This window comes from Paraburkholderia sp. BR10954, assembly GCF_040965775.1.
In the GTDB taxonomy this organism is placed as follows: Bacteria; Pseudomonadota; Gammaproteobacteria; order Burkholderiales; family Burkholderiaceae; genus Paraburkholderia; species Paraburkholderia youngii.
Genome location: NZ_JBFRCK010000037.1, coordinates 44,463 through 62,210, shown reverse-complemented (window position 1 = coordinate 62,210; position 17,748 = coordinate 44,463). Strand labels below are relative to the sequence as shown.

Sequence of the window (17,748 nt, the reverse complement as noted above, 5' to 3'; positions counted from 1 at the left end):
AGAACAAATGACCGCGATAGTGCGTATCGATGATGAAGTCGTGAACGTGGACGAGTTCATTCGTCTTCTGAAACTGACCGGCCAGTTCGAGAGCCTGATCGAGCAGATCGTGCGCGACAAGCTTACCGTCCATGCTGCGAAAAAGCAGGGCATCACTGTCAGTGCCGATGAGATCCAGCAGCGCGCGGACCAGTTTCGCCGCGTGCGCGGGCTGCATCGCGCGGCTGACATGAATCATTATCTCGACGCGCTGCACGTGAGCCTCGACGAATTCGAGGCGTTCATTACCGACGGGCTCTATCAGGAGAAGATGCTCGACGACATCGGGAACGACGCGGCGATCCGTGACTACTTCGCGTTGAATTCACCGAAGTTCGACGCGATCGAAGTCAGCCATATCGTGCTCGATAGCGAAGGCAAGGCGAAGGAAATGATCTCGTACCTGCGCGACGACCCCGACGCCTTCGCCGAGATGGCGCGCGAGCATTCGATTGCCGATACGCGCGAGTCGGGCGGCGTGATCGGCAAGGTGCTGCGCGGTTCGCTGAAGCCCGATATCGAGGCGAAGATCTTCAATGCGGCGGTCGGCGATCTGCTTGGTCCGTTTCCGTCGGCCGACCGTTCGTGTTTCGAGATCTTCGCGGTGACGGCCAAATATCCGGCCACGCTCGATGCCGACGTGGCGACCGAAATCCGCCGTTTGCTGCGCGAAAGCTGGCTGATCGCCCGCGCCCAGGAACACGTGATCGAAGCGCGCTAGTACCCGACTAGCGCCCGATAAAGCGAGGTTCACCGATACATGGACGCCCCCCAGACCGCGCCATCCGCGCCCTCCACCGCCGAATTTCTCGCTTCGGTGGAGATCCTGTCGCCATTCTCGCGCGACGAATTGGAGCGGCTTGCCGAATACGCGCAGGCAAAGTTCTATTCGTTCGGCGAAACGGTGTGCTCGGCTGGCGAAGTGGCCGATGGTCTCTATGTGATCCGCTCGGGCACGGTGCGCATCTTTACCGAGGAGCACGGCAAGGAAACCAGCATGGGCGTGCGCAAGTCGGGGGAGATCTTTGCCGACATTGCGATGTTGCGCTCGTACGTTCACGAAGCGTCGGTACGGTCGTCCGGCAAGACCGAAGTGCTGTTCATTCCGCGCAGCGCGATCGAACCGGTGATGGCGGCCAACGCCGCCGCGCTGGCGTTCGTCGCCAGCTATGTTGCGATCAATTCGGCCGGCGGCTTCGTCGCGCAACTGTTCGATCTGCGCGGCAAGCTCAACAAGGCGGAACTCGAAGAGTACGTGCGCAGCGTCGGCGCAAAACGGGTGGCGGCCGGCAAGGAGATTCTGAAACAGGACGGCCGCGAGGACCGGCGGCTGTATGTGGTGCGGCAAGGCCAGGTGCGCATCGTGCGGCACGAGGAAGGTCACGACTACACGCTCGCGACGCTCGGCGAAGGCGAGATCTTCGGCGAGAAGGCCTGCCTGATGCGCCAGGAGCAGATGGCATCGGTAATTGCGACCACCGACACGCGGTTGTTGGTGATCCCCGAGCGCACCGTTCATTTCATTCTCGAACGCAATCCGAAACTGCGCGAAGTACTCGACGAGCGCATCCGCTACGGCGACCGGGAATTGCAGCGCCAAAAGCGGCTCGAACAGCGGCGCAAGCTGCCGTTGATGCTCGACCTGCAGAGCAGGCCGGAACTCGGCGAGAAGATCATCCGGCGTTTCGCGCTCGTCGAGCAGGCCGAGGAAATGGATTGCGGCGCCGCGTGTCTCGCGATGATCTGCCGTCACTACGGCATCCCGATGACGCTCGGCAAACTGCGCGAACTCGCAAACGTGACGACGCAGGGTGCGACGCTCGACAGCCTCGCGCGCGCGGGCGAGTCGCTCGGCTTCACGACGCGCGGCGTGCAATGCACGTTCGATTCGCTGCGCGGCTTCGATCTGCCGTTCATCGTGCATTGGGAGGGCTACCACTATGTGATCGTGTACGGGCTGTCGAAAGAGTATGTCTGGGTGGCGGACCCGGCACTCGGTTTCAGAAAGCTGAGCGTCGAAGATTTCGAACGCGGCTGGAGCGGCACCTGCCTATTGTTTACCGGCGGATCGCAACTGCTGCAGATGTCGGCCGAGCGCTCGCCGTGGATTCGTTTTGTCGGATACCTGAAGCCGTACCGAAAGATACTCGGCTATCTGTTTCTGGCGACCTTCGTGATCCAGGTGCTTGGCGTGATTCCACCGCTGATCATTCAGAACATTCTCGACGGCGTGATCGTGCATCAGAACGTCAGCCTGCTGCATATGCTGATCGGCGGGCTCATCATTTCCAACGTCTTTACGCAGCTGATGTCGACGATACGCGCGTACTTGGCGAACTTCATGGTCCGCAACATGGACTTCGCGATGATGTCGCAGTTCTTCAAGCATACGTTGTCGCTGCCGTTCTCATTCTTCGCAAAGCGCAAGACTGGCGATATCTTCGCGCGCTTTCAGGAGAACCAGACGATCCGCGCGTTCCTGACCGAATCCACCGTGACGACCGCGCTGAATCTGCTGATGGTCTTCATCTACTTCACGATCATGTTCGTGTACAACGTGAAGATGACGCTGGTGTTGATCGCATTCGTGATTCCGATCATGGGACTCACGGTGATCGCGACACCGAAGATAAAGGGCTACGCGCGCGAGGTGTTTACGGCATCGACCGAGGCGAAGTCGTTCCTGATGGAGGCGCTCTCCGGCGTCGAGACGGTCAAGGGCATGGGCATCGAGCGGCCGGTGCGCTTGCGCTGGGAAAAGAAATACGCGAAGGCGCTCGAATTGCAGTATCGCGCACATGCATTCAATATTTTGGTCAGCTTTGGCAGCCAATTGCTGAATGCGGCCACGACGATCGCGATTCTTTGGGTCGGCGCGAATCTGGTACTCGCGCGCGAATTGACGATCGGGCAGCTGATCGCGTTCAATGCATTCATGGGCAGCGTATTGAGTCCGCTGATGGGTCTAGTCGGCTTGTGGAGCATGCTCAACGATGCGGGTGTCGCGATGGAACGGCTTGGCGATGTGCTCGATATCGAGCCTGAACAGAAGCCCCAGGATCTGCCTTCCCGCGTCATGCTGCCGGAGCTGCAAGGCGAAATCAGCCTGCAAGGCGTGTATTTCCGCTATGGCGAAGATGATTCCGCTTATGTGCTCGAGAACATCAGCTTCGATATCAAGCCCGGTGAACTGGTCGCGATCGTCGGGCGCAGTGGCTCGGGCAAGACCACGCTCGCGAAGCTGCTGGTCGGGTTCTATCAGCCGAGCGAAGGGAAAATGACCATAGACGGTTACGACTCCGGTGTGATCGACAAGGCTTATTTCCGCGCGCAAATCGGCTACGTGATGCAGACCAACCTGCTGTTCTCGGGCACGATAGCCGAGAACATCGCGAGCGGCGACGACGCGCCGGACCGCCGGCGCATCGAGGAGGTCGCGAAAATGGCCGACGCGCATGGCTTCATCAGCAAGATGCCGCTCGGCTACGAGCAGGTGGTCGGCGAGCGCGGCATCGGCTTGTCGGGTGGTCAGATCCAGCGGCTGTGCATTGCGCGTGCGCTTTATCACGATCCGCGTCTGCTGGTATTCGACGAGGCGACATCGGCGCTCGATTCGCAATCGGAAAGCAATATTCTCGGCAATATGCACGACATCCTGAAGGGCCGCACGGCGGTGATCATTGCGCATCGGCTCAGCACGATCATGCGCGCGGACAAGATTCTCGTGCTGTATGAAGGCGCGATCGTCGAACAGGGCCGTCACGAGGAGCTGATTCAGCGCGGCGGCATGTACTATCAGCTCGTGCAGAAACAGTTGAGTGCATCATGATGAAGATACTCGACCAGATTGAAGAGGCGAGTCCTGCGATATCGTACGCGGGACTGATCGAGCGGATCGAGATCCTTCGCTCCACGTTGCGCTGGTCGTCGCGGCTCGAACGCGCCGATATCGACAAGCTGCTCAGGCAGGCCACCTCGTTGCGCGACGAAGTGATGCAGCTTTCGCATAAGGAGCGCTTCGTGCAGGCGGCCACCGCGGGCGAGCCGCAGACGAGCGCGGAGCAATCGCGTGGAGCGCGCCGCAAGGCGCTGCTCGAACGGAGCTTTATTTTCGAGGGCACGTTCGGCGACAATCCGCGGCTGCTCGAATCGCTCGAAATCGCGGAAAAAGCCGCGCCGACCGATTTGCCGGTGTTGATCGATGGGGAGAGCGGCACCGGCAAGGAGCTGATGGCGAAAGTGATTCACGCGAATGGCGCGCGTGCGGACAAGCCGTTCATTTCGGTGAACTGCGGCGCGATTCCCGACAATCTGCTGGAATCGGAGCTTTTCGGGCATCGCAAGGGCGCATTTACCGGCGCGTCGAACGACCGCAAGGGCAAATTCGAAAGCGCGCACACGGGCACGATCTTTCTCGACGAAATCGGCGAGTTGCCGCTCGCGGGCCAGGTCAAGCTGCTGCGCGTGCTCGAAGCGCACGAGATTCAACGCGTCGGTTCCGACGAAACGATCGCGGTCGATACGCGCATCGTCGCGGCGACCAATCGCAATCTGCGCAAGCTCAGCGAGGAAGGACGTTTTCGCGAGGATCTGTTCTACCGGCTCAGCGTGATTCACGTGACGCTGCCGCCGCTGCGCGAACGGCGCGACGAAATTCCGTTGCTGATTGCGTGGTTCGGCGACGAGGCGGCGGGCACGCTGAAACGCCGGCCGGTGAGATTGACGCCGCGCTTGCGCGACTTTCTGTTGAGCTACGCGTATCCGGGCAATATCCGCGAATTGCGCAACGTGATGTATCGCATCTCATGTCTGGCTGCTGATATGGCCGACGTCGAGCACTTGCCGCTCGATATGCGACCGGCCGCACCCGGTTCAGCGGCGGCGCAGGCGGAGGGCGGGCAGGCGAGCGGCGAGCAGCCGATCAGTGTCGCGAATCTGATGTCGTTGAGCGACGCGAAGCGGGCGGCCAGCGACGACGCCGAGAAAGCCTTTCTCGAACGCGGACTGCGTGAAGTCAGCGGAACGGTCGCCGAGCTGGCGCGGCGCATCGATATGAATCGCTCGCACTTGCAGATGCTGCTGAAAAAGCATGGCCTGCACTCGAAGGATTTCCGCAATCGCAATGCGCCGCCCACGAAAAACGGCACGAACGAGCGCGATGAGGAAGACGACGAAGGCTGATGGAAGGACCACTGAAGGGACCACTGAAGGGACCACTGAAGAACCACTGAAGGCTCGCTCAAACGCGTGCCTGAAGACTATCAAGGCGCCGGATTCAGCAAGGTCTTGTCCGCCGCGTTCGGGTCTTGCGCTTCGACGACCACTGCCGTGATGTTGTCGCGTCCGCCGCGCGCGAGCGCGAGGTCGACCAGTTCGCAACAAGCGTTTTCGCGCTCCGCCGAGGTCAGCACGCCGGCGATTTCGTCGTCGCTCAGTTCGTTGCTCAGACCGTCGCTGCACAACAGGAACACGTCGCCGTCGGCGACTTCGATCGCGTCGTCGTCGAGTTCGAGCAGATCCGTTGCGCCGACCGCGCGCGTGATCATGTGTTGCGCCGGATGATTGCGTGCCTCTTCGTCGGTGATGACGCCGAGCGAGCGCAGCTCCTCGACCTGGCTGTGATCGCGCGTCAGTTGCCGCAACTGTCCGTCACGGTACAGGTAGATGCGGCTGTCGCCGGCCCACACGTAGCCGCAGAAGCGATCGCAGGCAAGCAGCACGACCACGGTGCTGCCGATGCGCTGCACCTGGCGGCGCGCGGCTTCATCGCGCAATTGACGGTTCGCGAATTGCAGACGCGCGCGTACATCGGCGATCAGCATTCTGAGGCCGTGCGGCGCCGCCAGTTGAGTCAACGCGTCGATCACGGTGCGGCTCGCAACGTCGCCGACCGCGTGACCGCCCATCCCATCGGCGACAGCCCAGCGTCCCGCCTCGGGCTCGTTGAGGCAGGCATCTTCGTTGATTTCGCGGACCCGTCCCGTGTCGGAACGCGCGGACGACGTCCAGCGAAATTGGCTCTCGCAGGTCACAACGGCTACACCATCTGGTTTCGGTTGCGTGCGTCTGGAGACACGGTGAGGGTCGCGTTCGCGCCGGTGTTGCGTACGTCGACCGACTGGAACTGGTTGATCATCTGGTTAGCATAGAAGTTGTTGGAGACCTCGTACAGATTGACCACCGGCCCAATGCTAGGCGTTTGCGGCACGTACGGCTGAATCCAGCCATAGATCCATGGCGCGCCGCCGCCACCGCGAATCGCCGCCATCGCTTTGCGATCGAGCGCGAGGTTCAGCGAGAGGTCGTTCAATTTGATGCAGGACATATCGTTCTCCGGTTGGCCGCGTGTGCAATGTGCGCGGCTGAATGGACCCTGCACCCAATGGTGCAAAGGCCATGCCAATCGGGGGCGGATTAGGCGCGAAGCTCGCAACGCTTTGACTGGCGTGCGTTTCGCGGCTCTACCTCGAAACACGGCCGACGCAATCGGTCGGTTCGTGGCCAACAAGCCCGCCTTCGAACAGGTGTAGGACCCAACACATTCAGGCGGGTCCTCTTACGTTTTCCGTTCACCTGAAGCAGCGCGCGACACGGCTCGCAAATGAGCGTCGGGCGCCAACAGATCAGCGCGATTGCTGTTGGTCTAGTACTGACATCTGCCTCTTCAGAAAACCGCTCGATCGGCCGTCAAGCCCGTAAACACGGGCTTTCCGGCAACTGGCCCGGATGATGCAAAAGCTGTCGCAACACTGTTGGAAATGCGAACGAGGCCAGCCATGAACACCCAAACGCTCGATACCCGCGACGACGAACAGCAATCCGCAGCCGCTCGTGACACCACATCATCGACGATCGATCTGCCGATCGGCGCGCATCTGGTTACGCAACGCAATGGCTACGAACATCACGGCATCTATGTCGGCAACGGCCGCGTCGTGCACTACTCGGGCTTTGCGGGTTCCGCGCATCGCGGCCCGGTCGAGGAAGTCGAACTAGCGCGCTTCGCCGCTGGCCATTCGATGTCGGTTCGGGCGACGCCGAGCGCGATCTACGTCGGTGCCGAAGCAGTGAGCCGCGCGCGCTCCCGCCTCGGCGAAAACCGCTATCGCCTGCTGACCAACAACTGCGAACACTTCTGCGCGTGGTGCCTGCTCGGCGAAAGCCGCAGCGATCAGGTGGATTGCTGCCTGCGCCATCCGAGCACGGGCGTGCGCGCACTGCTGTGCCTCGTGAAGGCGTTTGTCGAGAGCGGGGCGAGGAACGATCACCGCGCGGCGCAACTCGCGCAATTCGCATGAACGCAGCGCGCCGGGAACGGGGCGATTCGAGGAGAACATCATGGTTGCCGCGGAAAAGAGCTTGCACTGGGCCGTCGACAAATGGCTCGCGCCCACGCCGTCGACGCCCGCGCGCGTCGTGCGGTTCTGCCATCGCGCGTCGCAACAGCAACGCTATGTATGCGTGCAGGCGTTGAAGCCGGAAGGATTGCTGTCGATCTTCTTCTTCCGCCACGGCGACGGTTCGTGGAACGTGTTCCCGCCGCAAGCCGAGCGGCCCGCGATGAACGGGTACGGCCGTACGGCCGCGTAGCAACTCAGGCGTGACCCGCGGTGGCCGCTTCCCTGGCGAGCCACTGACTGAACAGCAACATCGCCGGCGTCATGGGCTTGCCCTTCAGGCAGGTCAGCCAGTAGCTGCCCGCCTTCACCTCGACGTCGAACGGGCGCACCAGACGCCCGGTATTGATCTCCCGTTCGAACATCAACGCAGGCGCGAGCGCGATGCCCGCGCATTGTATCGCCGCCTCCACCATCAGCCGCGACGAATCGAACACCGGCCCGCGCACCGGCCGCGGCGCGATGCCCGCGGCCGCGAACCAGTTCATCCAGTCGTCCATCCGGTACGAGCGCAGCAGCGTTTCATTGGCGAGATCGTCGGGCCGCGTGAGGCGCGTGGCGATCTCGGGCGTGCAGAGCAGCGCGAGCGGCGCGTCGAGCAGCTTGGTGGCGAGCGAGCCGGGCCAGGTGCCGTCGCCGAAACGGATCGCGAAATCGAGGCCTTCGGTCGCGAGATCGACGAGGTTGTTATTGGTCAGGAGCCGCAGTTCGACGAACGGATGCGCGTCGCGAAACGACTTCAGGCGCGGCATCAGCCAGCCGACCGCGAACGTGCCGACCACACCCACCGTCAGCACCTCGTGGAAATGCCCGCCGTCGAACTGCTTGAGCACCGCCTCGATACGATCGAACGCGTCGGACAGCACCGGCCGCAGCGCGAGCCCTTCGTCGGTCATCGCGAGGCCGCGCGGCAAACGCTTGAATAGCGCGGTGCCGAGCCGCTCCTCCAGCGAGCGGACCTGCTGGCTGACCGCGGCCTGGGTCACGTTCAGCTCTTGCGCGGCGCGCGTGAAGCTCAGATGCCGCGCGGACGATTCGAACGCGCGCAGCGCGTTCAGCGGGAGATACGGTCTCATGGTGCAGATACAAGATTTTCTTGTGAGTGGGCTAACTTATCACCATCAGCCCGCTTCACCGACTCCCTGGCTGTTATTCGCCAGTCGAATTGTGCGACACTAGGGCCACATCGACGGGGGCAATCGCAGGCCCGGCGCCGCGCGAGGCGCGCGGCGGCGAGTCGGCAATCAAGGGCCGGCAATTGTGAGCAACGGTGAATGGCCGCCGCGGATTGCCTCGATGTAGGTAGTGAGAAGTTGACTGTCCAGATGGAATGCTCGACATGTCCTGCCGACGTTCGTCCAGGTAAGCCGTCGGCTCGTGCAACCTTGCATCAGTGCCCTCGATCGGAGTCCGCTATGTCCGTGTATGTTCTGGCCTTGCTCATCGGCGTCGTCGCCGGCCTTCGCGCGATGATCGCCCCCACCGCCGTCAGCTGGGCAACGCGCCTGGGATGGCTGCCGCTGCAAGGCACGTCGCTCGCGTTCCTCGGCGCCGCGGCCACGCCATATATCTTCACCGTGCTGGCGGTCATCGAACTGATCACGGATCAATTGCCCGAAACGCCGAGCCGCAAGGTGCCGCTGCAGTTCGGCGCGCGCGTCGTGCTCGGTGCGCTGAGCGGCGCTGCGATCAGCGGCGCGCATGGGGGCCTCGCGGGCGGCGCGATCGTCGGGGTGCTGGGCGCGGTGGTCGGTGCGGTAGGCGCGGTGATCGGCACGCTCGGCGGCGCGAAAGTGCGCAGTTCGCTCGCGAGCATGTTCGGACGCGATGCGCCTGCGGCGCTGATCGAGGACGTGGTGGCGATCGTCGCGGCCGCGTTGATCGTCGTGTCGATGCACGGCTTCTGATACGAACGCAAACACAAACGCGAACGCGGCGGCACGCTTTGCGCGTCGCCGCCGCGTTCGGTCGCTGCCTGCCGCTTATTGAACCCGGGCGCTTCGCGCGGCTGTCGCGACTTGCTTGACCGGCGCGGTCGCCGCCGTCGAACCCGCCGCCACCGGCGGAATCAGCTTGCCTTGCACGAGCAGCTGAAGCGTCTTCACCACCAGAATCGCGATGATCGCGTTCGCCACCACGAATAGAACCGGCGCCGCGAATTCGATTGGACCCGTTGCGCCGCGTTCGACGAGACGCAGCGCCATCGTCGGCAATGCCGCTACGCCGAAGCTAAACGCCCAGTAGCCGGGCACGAACGCCTGTTGGCGAATCCACGGCAGCAAACGCAGCAGCAACAGCGCTTGAAACAGGCCGTAGCCGAGCAGCGCGAAGGCGAACAGATCGGGCATGCCGCTCGTGAGGCTCAGATACGCGACACCCCCGACGACCGGCGGCGCGAGCTGCACGCCGAGGGTCGGGCGCAGCGCTTCGGGCAGCGGTTCATGCACGGCGGCGCGATGCAGGATCATCGATTCGAGCGCGAGCCACGCCAGCACGCCGCCGCCGAAAAACAGCTCGCCCAGTTGATGGAAGCCGAATGCGGCCGAGCTCGCCGCGGCGACGAAACCCGCTCCGACCGTCGGCAGATAGATCGCCGGCGTGGTCAGTTCGGGCTTGCGGCCGCCTTGCCACAGCCGGCCATGTAGATAGACCCCGAGCCCAAGCTGCGCGAGCGCCGCGATGCCGTATAGCGTCAGCGCGATGATGTGCGCGTACGGCTGCAGCAGTTGCGCGGCGAGCAGCGTCGAGATCGGCGCGAGCGCGACGAACGACGACTGCACCGGGTGGTCCAGTTCGGCGCGCGAGTCGGCGGTCTGCGCGAACCACTTGTGCGCGTACGCGAACAGAATCACGACCCAGACAGCGAGCGCCGCGACCGTCACTACGCTGCCCGCGACGGCCGGCAAATGCCACAGGCGGATTGCCACGCGCCACAGGTTGGCAAGCGCCAACGAGCCCACCGCGATACTGAAGAAGCCAGCGGGAACCGCACCACGATTGCTGTTCATGACGACCTCCGAAAGTTGCGTCGCGCTGCGGGTTGCTGTCGATGCGCGATCGATGGCGTACTGTAAAAGGCCGCGGAGAATCGCAGAACGCTGCAAACGCTCGACAAATGGCGCGAGCGTCTCAAGCTGTGCTTTTAGCGGGAAAAAGAGGCAGAGAAGGCCGGGAGGGAGCCCAGCGTCAACCGCCCATGCGCACCAGCATCGCCAGCAGCTGGTCGAACGACAGCGGCTTGCGCGCGTACGCGATGTGCGGATTGGGCTGCACCGGAATGTCCGATGCGGCACTGCACAGGATGATCGGAATATCGCGCAGCTCCGGGTCCTCGTACAGCGCCGCGCACAGCTGGAGGCCCGACATGACCGGCATCATGCAATCGGACACGATGATGCCGGGCCGGCTCGAGCGGACCAGTTCGAGCGCGACGGCGCCGTTCGACGCGGTCCGCACCGCATAGCCGTGTCGTTCCAGCAGCAGCCGCCACACCGTGAGGATGTCGAACTCGTCGTCCACCACCAGAATGGTTTTCATGGCGGCTAGGTTTTTCGCCGCGATTGCAGCGTGGCCGACAGGCCCGGCGTCGATTGGATGCCGGCGGCGCCGGGCGAGCCCTCGATCACGTCGAGTCCTTGCGACGAAATCGACAGTTCGCGCAGTGAGGTGTCGTGCGCGCTTTCGCGTTGCTTGACCACCGAAATCATGCGCCGCAGTCCTCCTTCGGTCTCGGCGTAGCGCAGCAGCACGAGGTTCTCGGTCAGCGCCGACACGCGCACGGCCTTCGCGTGGCTCGGCTCGCTGTACAGCGGCAGCTCTTCGGTGACGAGCGTCGTGACGGCCGCTTCGCGCAACTGATGCAGCAGTGCATTGAGGAACAGGCCGAAGCGCTCGGTGCGCAACGCCGAATCGCGAAAGCCCTCGACGCCGTCGATCACGATGCGCGTCGCGCCGATCTGCTTCACGGTGGCGAGCGCTTTCGCCGCGATTTCGTCGATGGCGAGTTCGATCGCCGGCTGCCAAAGCACGACCAGACGGCCGTCCTGCCACGCATCGGCAAGCGGGATCGACACCGCTTCGGCTTTGCCGATCAGGCGCTGCGGCCCCTCGTAGAAGCCGAGATACACGCATCGTTCGCTGCGTGCGAGGCCGGCCGCGAGGAACTGCAGGCACAGCAGCGTCTTGCCGACGCCGGACGGGCCGATCAGCGTGGTCGTCGAGCCTTGCGCGAAGCCGCCGCCGAGCAGATTGTCCAGATGCGGCAAGCCGAAGCCGAGCCGTGCTTTCAGATCGACGGGGCCCGGTTGCTGCGCGCACTGCGCTTCGAGGCGCGGGAACATCAGCAGCCCGCTGCCGGCGATGCGGAAGAAGTGCTTGCCCATCCGATGATCGCGCGCACGCATCTTGTGCACTTCGATTTCGCGCGCGCGGCGCATGCCGTCGTGATAGCGGTTCAGCTCGATCAGACCATCCACCAGCGTGTGCTCGGGATGCGGCTCGTTGCCCGACAGCGGCGCGAGCAGCAGCGTCGTGCAGTCCATCGCGGCGACCAGCGCGTTCAGCTCGTGGATGAACTTCGACAGCGACAGCTCGGTTTCGCTGAATTCGCGCGCGCTGCGAAAGCCGTCGACGATCATCAGGCTCGGCCGGTGGTCGTAGATGCTCGACGCGATCAGCTTCAGGAAACCGTCGAGGCCGTCCTGCATCAGCTCGTGATAGCCGGACACGAACAGCATCTGCTGCGCGACCGCGGTTTCGTCGAAGAAGCTCAGGCCTTTCAGGTGACCGAGCAGTTTGTCGTGCGATTCGGCGATCAGCGTCATGTACAGCACTTTCTCGCCTTGCCGTACCCGATGAAAGCCGATCTGGCTGGACAGGATCGTCTTGCCGGCGCCAGCCATGCCCTCCAAAAGATAGACGCCGCCGCTTACCAGACCGCCGCCGAGGATTTCGTCGAAACCGGGCACGCCCGTTTCGACATTGCGTCGGGCCGCGTCAGGCCGCGCCGCGTCAGGCCGGGCCGCGTCAGACAGGCGGGAGGTGTTCGATGCTTCGGTAGTCATGGTTGAAGTGTCTTTCAAAGTGCAAGCGACGGCCTGGTCGTGACCGTCCTCTAGTTAACCCCGTCGTGGCAGCAATCCCCGTTCCCGCTCGCGATTAGCGATATCGCACGGCGCGGCAGCCCGTTGCAGGCGACATGACGGAGAGCGCGTATACAATTCGGCAGCGCCTGATCCCCGCGGGCTTTCACCCGCCTATTTGCCAACCAGTCCAACTCATGCCGAATTCGACCCGGGCCTTTCTTCTCGGTCCGCTCCTGAAAGGCGTTTCACGCTCCTTCTATCTGACGCTGCGCGTGCTGCCCATCGGCATGCGCGATCCGATCGGCCTTGCATATTTGCTCGCGCGCGCCGCCGATACCATCGCCGACACCTCGCTGATCGCGCCGGGCCAACGCCTCCAATTGCTGCTTGCGTTGCGCAATCAGGTCAATGGCGTGGCCGCCGATAGTGCGCCGTTCCAGCGCATCGCCGCCGAAGTCGCGGGTCAGCAGACGCAGTCGGATGAAAAGCTGCTGCTCGAATCGTTGAACCCCGCGCTCGACGTGCTCGCGCAACTGAGCGAGTCCGACCGCCACGCGGTGCGCGCGATCGTCACGACGCTGACCGAAGGCATGGAATTCGATTTGCGCACGTTCCCCGACGAACGCTCCGGCCAGATCGCGGCGCTGCGCGAATACGGCGAACTCGATCGCTATACGTATCTGGTCGCGGGCTGCGTCGGCGAGTTCTGGACCACGATGACTTACGCGCACATGCCGGGCACGCTGAAGGAGCAGCCCGACACGATGAAGCAGCGCGGCGTGCGTTTCGGCAAGGCATTGCAGATGACCAACGTGCTGCGCGATTGCGGAAAAGACTTGCGCATCGGCCGCTGCTATCTGCCACAGAGCATGCTCGAGCGCCACGCTCTAAGCGCGCGCGATCTGCTGCAACCGGCCAATTCGATGCACGCGCGGCCGCTGCTCGTCCAACTACTGCGCAAGACGCTCGATCATTTCCGCGCGGCGCTCGACTATACGCTTGCGATTCCGGCGAGCGCGGTGCGCTTGCGGCTCGCCTGCCTGTGGCCGATCCTGATCGGCCTCGACACTTTGCTGCTGCTCGCGGATAACGATGCGTGGCTCGATCCGGCGAAAGTGTCGAAGGTGACGCGCGGTGACGTCTATCGGATCATCGCGTCGTCGCTGCTGCTGGTGCCATCGAATGCCTTGGTGCGCAATGCGATCGTTAGCCGCATCGCGCGGATCGAGGCTCGGCTGTAGGCATAAACGATTTATTCTGGATCATTGAAACGTCAACAATCGGGAAAGCCCTAGGCCACTGCATTCGCGCTTCGCGTTAGTCTTTTCGAAAAGGAGACGAACCATGCGACAAGCGTTCAATATTGCGTTGGTGCTTTTGCTTGGCTATTTGATGGCGGATCGGGCGTTGATGCGTGCGCAGGCGGGCGAGGTCGGCACGATTACGTGTCACCAGGGCGCGGCGCTCGTTAAATCGGACGCGTTGAAAAAGGGCTTTGGTGACGCTGGCGCGAGCGCGCAGAGCGAGAGCTTCCTGTCGAGTTGCCTCGTGACCGGGCGTGGCCAGGTCGGCGATCTGATCGCGCGCGAGTGAGCGCCGGCAGCTGAGGATTCGTCACGGCGCACGCATAGCGCCGCGAAAAAGCGCCCAGACCGTGAAGGCCCGGGCGAAGTCATCGGGAGCCCGATGACGGAGGTAACACATATGAACTGGCCCGCGCTCGGAGCTACCCGAGCAGCGGGCCAGTTCATTTGAATCGGGGTGCGCGTCGCAAGGACGCGCCATCGCTTACTGACCGAAGTAGACCGACTTCGGGCCACTCATCGGAGCCGCACGGCTCGTTTGGGTCGTACCGCTCACCACACCACCGAAGCCGGTAGCGGCTTGGCCGCCGCCGTTTTGCGCGTCGACGCGGGCTTGCGCAGCCTGGATGTCAGCCGGGTAGTGCGGGTCGGCGTGACCAGGTTGATAGCCGGCCTTTTCCAGTTGGACCAGCTCGGCGCGCACTTGAGCGCGGGTCACGGGCTGGTTGGCTTGTGCGAAAGCAGCGACCGGAGCGGCGACAGCGACGGCGATGACAACAGCTTGAATCAGCGATTTCATGATACTTACCTCCAGTTCAGGATTTTTGTCTTGCTGCGAACGTGCTTGTTCGTAGTCAGTGATTGCATTGTAATTTGGTGAACTTGGCGGAGTAAGTCGTGATGCGGCTAATGTTTGTTGCGAAAGTTGATATAAAAGCGCGGAACTTTTCAGGGTTAACGCGTAGATGTTCTCTGCGCGGCCGGCGCAATGCGGAGTGCTACTTCTCCGACACCGGACTGACGGCCGAGGGTGTTGCCGGTGCCGGTGCCGGCGCGTCGTTTCGCGCGATGCCCGGCGTCGCGGCATGCACCGATTGCCGCAAGCGCGTGAACGCCTGGCTCGTGCGCGCATCACGCTGGTCGCGTGCGTCGTAGAAGTCCTTGCTGAGCCACTGGCCGAGACTCGTCATCAGCGAGCCCAATGCGCTCTTGAAGCGCACCCACGCATTGCCGGTGCGCGCCAGTTGTGCGGCCCCCTCGACCGCCTCCGCGGCGAGCCGGTCCAGTTCCGCGTGCAGAAAGTCGGCGAAGTGATGCAGGCCTTGCTGATTGCCATTCGACGATTTGCGCTCCAGTTCGACGTGCTCGGCAATCAGCGATTGATTGGGCACGCGAATGAACGGCGGCGTATCCGCGCGCGCGACGCCGTCACGGCGAATCGCCACGCCGAGGTTCGCGGATGCCGCGGTGCGCTCGCCGAGCGGTGGCATTTGCCACTTGTCGCACAGGTATTTCAACAGGCTGCAATGATCGAATCGTTCGTTGCATACGCCGGCTTCGCACCACGGTGACACGAGGATCGCGGGAACGCGTACGCCGAGTCGTTTGAAATCGAAGCTCGTGGTGTGGCCGTCGGGTGCGACTGCGTCGGCCGGCGGCGATACGTGGTCGTAGAAGCCGCCGTGTTCATCGTAGAGGACCACCAATAACGTGCGCTCCCATAGCGCCTGATTCGAGCGCAGCGCATTGTAGGTGTCCGCGATCAGCTTCTCCGCCTTCATGATGTTGTGCGGCGGATGATCGTCGTTCTGCGCTTCGCCGAAGTACTTCGGCTCGATCAGCACGAATTGCGGGAATTGGCTGGCGGGTCCCGCTGCGTCCTCGAAGAACTTGTCGAAAGAGCGGTAATTCGCGAGGTTTTCCGCGCGTCGCTGGTTCTTCAACAGCAGTGACGCGGGGAAGTCATAGAAATAGACGCTCCATGTTTTGCGCGCGGCGTTCAAGCGATCGAAAATCGTGTCCTGATCCTGCTCGGTGTACCAGCGTGGATTGAGTCCGTCGAGCCCCGAAGGCATGTCAATCTCGCCTTTCGACGTACCCGTCAGCGCGAAAAAGCGGTTCGGCCACGTCGGCCCCGGCAATGAACAGAACCACCGGTCACACACGGTGAATTGCGAACCGAGCGTATGCAGCGCGGGCAGAAAGCCGAGCGGGTAATAGCCCATCACGTCTTGCCGCGCGACGAGGCTGCTCTTCGGGTAGTCGTTGACGAACGAACGCACGAAGCCGCTGTTGTCGGCGGCGATCTGATCCATCACGGCCTTGTGCTCGTGATTCGGATCGTGCTTCATCTGCCGCTCGCGCGTCGCACGCGGATAGAAGGTATTGCCTTGACCGTCGGCGTTCGATTTGCCGGCCGCGTTGCGCACCCCGTCCAGTTTGTCGTGCACGGCGTCGAGGCAGCCGAGCATCTGGTCGAACGAGTGATTCTCCATCAGCAGCAGCACGACGTGTTCGATCGGATCGTTCTGCGCGTTCGGCTTGACCTCACTCATCTTGATCGCTCCACTCGGGACGGGATGGATTTCGCGCTTGCCAACTTAGCGCAAAACGCGTGCTGGCGAAAGAGCTCTGCTTTGAAACGGACCTGCACGCGACGCTCGGCGTATCTCGTCGCGTGCATGATTCGCTCAACCTGGCATGGATTCAACTGCCGCCAGAGAAGATCGGACCTTGCCCGCCCGGCGCGAACGACGGGAAGGGGTCGCCGGACGGCGCGACCGCCGCCGGTGCATGCGCTCCCGGCTGCGACGCCGGTTCGCGCAACGTCAACGCGCTATCGGCCGTGATCGGTACACTCGGCTTCGCGAGCAGCTCGGTCTTGCGCATCGAGCCGACCGACGTGCCGAAGTAATAGCCGATGATGCTGATCCACGCGGTTCCCAACGCGCCGACGATCACGTTGACGAGATCCTTGTTGGTGCCCGGCAGAGGCTGAAACGCCATCAGCAGCAGAATGCCGAAGAAGCCGGTGGTGACGGCCATCGCGAGCACCTTCGGGACCCAGTCGCGATTGGCGACACCCATCGCGCGTGCATTCGCGGTATGGCTCGTGGCGATGCGGGCCATCTCGGCGTCGTGCGCGAGGCTCGACTGCGCGGCCGTCACCATCAACTGTTGCAGTTGCAGCGAGTTAGCGCTCTCGGCCTGGCGAAGTTTTTCGAGTGCGCCGGGGTCGTTCAACGCGGGTTCCACGAAGGCCGGGTCGCTCGGCGTGCCGAGCGCGTGCGAGATGATCGCGGCGGCGGCGGTCACGCCGAGGCCGACCGGACCACCCACGAGCCCGGCGAGAAGCGGGGCGGTGCTGCTGATGTTCGTCGCTACTTTAGACCAGTCCATCATGCTGCTCCCAGGAGAAGATTGGCTGCCATCCGTTCGGTCCAGCCGCGGCTGAAACTCGGCCACGAATGCAGATTGCGCAGGTACCGCAGACGATACGCGGCGAAGCGCATCACGAACTTCATCGGGTCGGCGTTCTTGACCGCATCGAGCGTGTCGGGGCCGAACTTGCCGTCTTCTTTCGCGCCGGACGCTTTCTGCATCCACAGCACGACGAGGCCGCCGTTGTAGTTCGCATCGAAAATCTGAAAGGCCACGCGCGGATCGAGTTCGTCGAGATGCAACGGGTCCCAGTACCTGCGCTTGGCGATCTGATGAGCGGTTTCGAGCGGCAGGTCTTTCATCGCGCCGTTATAGCCCTCGCTGCGCGCGACGCGCGCCGTCACACCCCACATCGTTTCGCCGCCCGGATCGGCCGGATTGAAGCTGTACCCGCCTTCGTTTCCGATCAAGGCTTTGAATGCATCTTCGAAGCTGTCCATCGAACTGTCTCCTGTTCGGCTGTGTTGCCAACTCAAATGGCGA

General features: G+C 63.0%; 18 protein-coding genes. 8 read left to right on the top strand and 10 right to left on the bottom strand.

Features of this window, described 5'->3' with window-relative positions; translation table 11 throughout:
- Positions 1 to 7 precede the first annotated feature (7 nt).
- Genes AB4Y34_RS34305 through AB4Y34_RS34295 form a run of 3 tightly spaced genes read left to right on the top strand, consistent with a single transcriptional unit; the run spans position 8 to position 5,220 of the window.
- Entirely contained in the window at positions 8 to 760 is a 753-nt protein-coding gene (locus AB4Y34_RS34305) for a peptidylprolyl isomerase (protein WP_176382882.1), read from the top strand.
- Between the two features lie 39 nt (positions 761 to 799).
- Entirely contained in the window at positions 800 to 3,868 is a 3,069-nt protein-coding gene (locus AB4Y34_RS34300; protein ID WP_368718560.1) for a peptidase domain-containing ABC transporter, read from the top strand.
- A complete protein-coding gene (locus AB4Y34_RS34295) occupies positions 3,865 to 5,220 on the top strand; it encodes a sigma-54-dependent Fis family transcriptional regulator (RefSeq protein WP_176382878.1) in 1,356 nt (451 codons plus the stop codon). Before AB4Y34_RS34300 ends, AB4Y34_RS34295 begins: the two co-directional genes overlap by 4 nt.
- An 80-nt stretch (positions 5,221 to 5,300) precedes the next feature.
- Here the strand turns inward: AB4Y34_RS34295 and AB4Y34_RS34290 are convergent, their stop codons facing one another.
- Positions 5,301 to 6,071 (bottom strand): PP2C family serine/threonine-protein phosphatase, encoded by a 771-nt coding sequence (locus AB4Y34_RS34290; RefSeq protein WP_368590870.1) that lies wholly within the window; start codon positions 6,069 to 6,071, stop codon positions 5,301 to 5,303.
- A gap of 5 nt (positions 6,072 to 6,076) precedes the next feature.
- A complete protein-coding gene (locus tag AB4Y34_RS34285) occupies positions 6,077 to 6,364 on the bottom strand; it encodes a hypothetical protein (RefSeq protein ID WP_176106799.1) in 288 nt (95 codons plus the stop codon).
- Between the two features lie 451 nt (positions 6,365 to 6,815).
- Between AB4Y34_RS34285 and AB4Y34_RS34280 the strand changes: the two genes are divergently transcribed.
- Positions 6,816 to 7,337: a lecithin retinol acyltransferase family protein gene (locus AB4Y34_RS34280; protein WP_176382873.1), complete on the top strand. Its 522-nt coding sequence runs from the start codon at positions 6,816 to 6,818 to the stop codon at positions 7,335 to 7,337.
- Between the two features lie 40 nt (positions 7,338 to 7,377).
- Positions 7,378 to 7,629, top strand: a complete 252-nt coding sequence (locus tag AB4Y34_RS34275) for a hypothetical protein (protein WP_176382871.1) — start codon at positions 7,378 to 7,380, stop codon at positions 7,627 to 7,629.
- 4 nt (positions 7,630 to 7,633) lie between these two features.
- Here the strand turns inward: AB4Y34_RS34275 and AB4Y34_RS34270 are convergent, their stop codons facing one another.
- Entirely contained in the window at positions 7,634 to 8,512 is an 879-nt protein-coding gene (locus tag AB4Y34_RS34270) for a LysR family transcriptional regulator (RefSeq protein WP_368718559.1), read from the bottom strand.
- Between the two features lie 339 nt (positions 8,513 to 8,851).
- Here AB4Y34_RS34270 and AB4Y34_RS34265 point away from each other — a divergent pair, with 339 nt between their 5' ends.
- Positions 8,852 to 9,343 carry a DUF4126 domain-containing protein gene (locus AB4Y34_RS34265; protein ID WP_176382866.1) on the top strand — a complete coding sequence of 164 codons (492 nt, stop codon included), beginning with the start codon at positions 8,852 to 8,854 and terminating at the stop codon, positions 9,341 to 9,343.
- 75 nt (positions 9,344 to 9,418) lie between these two features.
- On the opposite strand, the gene tehA is transcribed toward AB4Y34_RS34265, so the two are convergent.
- The 3 genes from tehA to AB4Y34_RS34250 all read right to left on the bottom strand — a co-directional run bounded on the left by tehA (position 9,419) and on the right by AB4Y34_RS34250 (position 12,499).
- Entirely contained in the window at positions 9,419 to 10,444 is a 1,026-nt protein-coding gene (tehA, locus tag AB4Y34_RS34260; RefSeq protein WP_176382864.1) for a dicarboxylate transporter/tellurite-resistance protein TehA, read from the bottom strand.
- Positions 10,445 to 10,622: 178 nt separating this feature from the next.
- Positions 10,623 to 10,973 carry a response regulator gene (locus tag AB4Y34_RS34255; protein ID WP_176106793.1) on the bottom strand — a complete coding sequence of 117 codons (351 nt, stop codon included), beginning with the start codon at positions 10,971 to 10,973 and terminating at the stop codon, positions 10,623 to 10,625.
- A 5-nt stretch (positions 10,974 to 10,978) separates the two neighbouring features.
- The gene (locus AB4Y34_RS34250; protein ID WP_368718558.1) at positions 10,979 to 12,499 is read right to left on the bottom strand and encodes an RAD55 family ATPase; all 1,521 of its coding nucleotides are present in this window, start codon (positions 12,497 to 12,499) and stop codon (positions 10,979 to 10,981) included.
- Positions 12,500 to 12,714: 215 nt separating this feature from the next.
- Between AB4Y34_RS34250 and AB4Y34_RS34245 the strand changes: the two genes are divergently transcribed.
- Together AB4Y34_RS34245 and AB4Y34_RS34240 are read left to right on the top strand one after the other, a co-directional pair.
- On the top strand, positions 12,715 to 13,761 hold the full coding sequence (locus tag AB4Y34_RS34245) for a phytoene/squalene synthase family protein (protein WP_176382863.1): 1,047 nt from the start codon (positions 12,715 to 12,717) through the stop codon (positions 13,759 to 13,761).
- Between the two features lie 103 nt (positions 13,762 to 13,864).
- The gene (locus tag AB4Y34_RS34240) at positions 13,865 to 14,113 is read left to right on the top strand and encodes a hypothetical protein (RefSeq protein WP_176106790.1); all 249 of its coding nucleotides are present in this window, start codon (positions 13,865 to 13,867) and stop codon (positions 14,111 to 14,113) included.
- Positions 14,114 to 14,308: 195 nt separating this feature from the next.
- Here the strand turns inward: AB4Y34_RS34240 and AB4Y34_RS34235 are convergent, their stop codons facing one another.
- The 4 genes from AB4Y34_RS34235 to AB4Y34_RS34220 all read right to left on the bottom strand — a co-directional run bounded on the left by AB4Y34_RS34235 (position 14,309) and on the right by AB4Y34_RS34220 (position 17,705).
- Positions 14,309 to 14,623, bottom strand: a complete 315-nt coding sequence (locus tag AB4Y34_RS34235; protein WP_176366282.1) for a DUF4148 domain-containing protein — start codon at positions 14,621 to 14,623, stop codon at positions 14,309 to 14,311.
- A gap of 199 nt (positions 14,624 to 14,822) precedes the next feature.
- Complete coding sequence (locus AB4Y34_RS34230; RefSeq protein WP_368718557.1) at positions 14,823 to 16,379, bottom strand: alkaline phosphatase family protein; 1,557 nt, start codon at positions 16,377 to 16,379, stop codon at positions 14,823 to 14,825.
- 151 nt (positions 16,380 to 16,530) lie between these two features.
- The gene (locus AB4Y34_RS34225; RefSeq protein ID WP_368595861.1) at positions 16,531 to 17,223 is read right to left on the bottom strand and encodes a hypothetical protein; all 693 of its coding nucleotides are present in this window, start codon (positions 17,221 to 17,223) and stop codon (positions 16,531 to 16,533) included.
- On the bottom strand, positions 17,223 to 17,705 hold the full coding sequence (locus AB4Y34_RS34220; protein WP_013092495.1) for a glycoside hydrolase family 108 protein: 483 nt from the start codon (positions 17,703 to 17,705) through the stop codon (positions 17,223 to 17,225). Before AB4Y34_RS34220 ends, AB4Y34_RS34225 begins: the two co-directional genes overlap by 1 nt.
- Positions 17,706 to 17,748 lie beyond the last annotated feature (43 nt).

What these genes read in the sequence shown, in the direction of transcription:
- AB4Y34_RS34305 (WP_176382882.1), top strand. Translation starts at nt 8, where the DNA reads ATGACCGCGATAGTGCGTATCGATGATGAAGTCGTGAACGTGGACGAG.
- AB4Y34_RS34300 (WP_368718560.1), top strand. Translation starts at nt 800, where the DNA reads ATGGACGCCCCCCAGACCGCGCCATCCGCGCCCTCCACCGCCGAATTT.
- AB4Y34_RS34295 (WP_176382878.1), top strand. Translation starts at nt 3,865, where the DNA reads ATGATGAAGATACTCGACCAGATTGAAGAGGCGAGTCCTGCGATATCG.
- AB4Y34_RS34285 (WP_176106799.1), bottom strand. Translation starts at nt 6,364, where the DNA reads ATGTCCTGCATCAAATTGAACGACCTCTCGCTGAACCTCGCGCTCGAT.
- AB4Y34_RS34280 (WP_176382873.1), top strand. Translation starts at nt 6,816, where the DNA reads ATGAACACCCAAACGCTCGATACCCGCGACGACGAACAGCAATCCGCA.
- AB4Y34_RS34275 (WP_176382871.1), top strand. Translation starts at nt 7,378, where the DNA reads ATGGTTGCCGCGGAAAAGAGCTTGCACTGGGCCGTCGACAAATGGCTC.
- AB4Y34_RS34270 (WP_368718559.1), bottom strand. Translation starts at nt 8,512, where the DNA reads ATGAGACCGTATCTCCCGCTGAACGCGCTGCGCGCGTTCGAATCGTCC.
- AB4Y34_RS34265 (WP_176382866.1), top strand. Translation starts at nt 8,852, where the DNA reads ATGTCCGTGTATGTTCTGGCCTTGCTCATCGGCGTCGTCGCCGGCCTT.
- tehA (WP_176382864.1), bottom strand. Translation starts at nt 10,444, where the DNA reads ATGAACAGCAATCGTGGTGCGGTTCCCGCTGGCTTCTTCAGTATCGCG.
- AB4Y34_RS34255 (WP_176106793.1), bottom strand. Translation starts at nt 10,973, where the DNA reads ATGAAAACCATTCTGGTGGTGGACGACGAGTTCGACATCCTCACGGTG.
- AB4Y34_RS34250 (WP_368718558.1), bottom strand. Translation starts at nt 12,499, where the DNA reads ATGACTACCGAAGCATCGAACACCTCCCGCCTGTCTGACGCGGCCCGG.
- AB4Y34_RS34245 (WP_176382863.1), top strand. Translation starts at nt 12,715, where the DNA reads ATGCCGAATTCGACCCGGGCCTTTCTTCTCGGTCCGCTCCTGAAAGGC.
- AB4Y34_RS34240 (WP_176106790.1), top strand. Translation starts at nt 13,865, where the DNA reads ATGCGACAAGCGTTCAATATTGCGTTGGTGCTTTTGCTTGGCTATTTG.
- AB4Y34_RS34235 (WP_176366282.1), bottom strand. Translation starts at nt 14,623, where the DNA reads ATGAAATCGCTGATTCAAGCTGTTGTCATCGCCGTCGCTGTCGCCGCT.
- AB4Y34_RS34230 (WP_368718557.1), bottom strand. Translation starts at nt 16,379, where the DNA reads ATGAGTGAGGTCAAGCCGAACGCGCAGAACGATCCGATCGAACACGTC.
- AB4Y34_RS34225 (WP_368595861.1), bottom strand. Translation starts at nt 17,223, where the DNA reads ATGGACTGGTCTAAAGTAGCGACGAACATCAGCAGCACCGCCCCGCTT.
- AB4Y34_RS34220 (WP_013092495.1), bottom strand. Translation starts at nt 17,705, where the DNA reads ATGGACAGCTTCGAAGATGCATTCAAAGCCTTGATCGGAAACGAAGGC.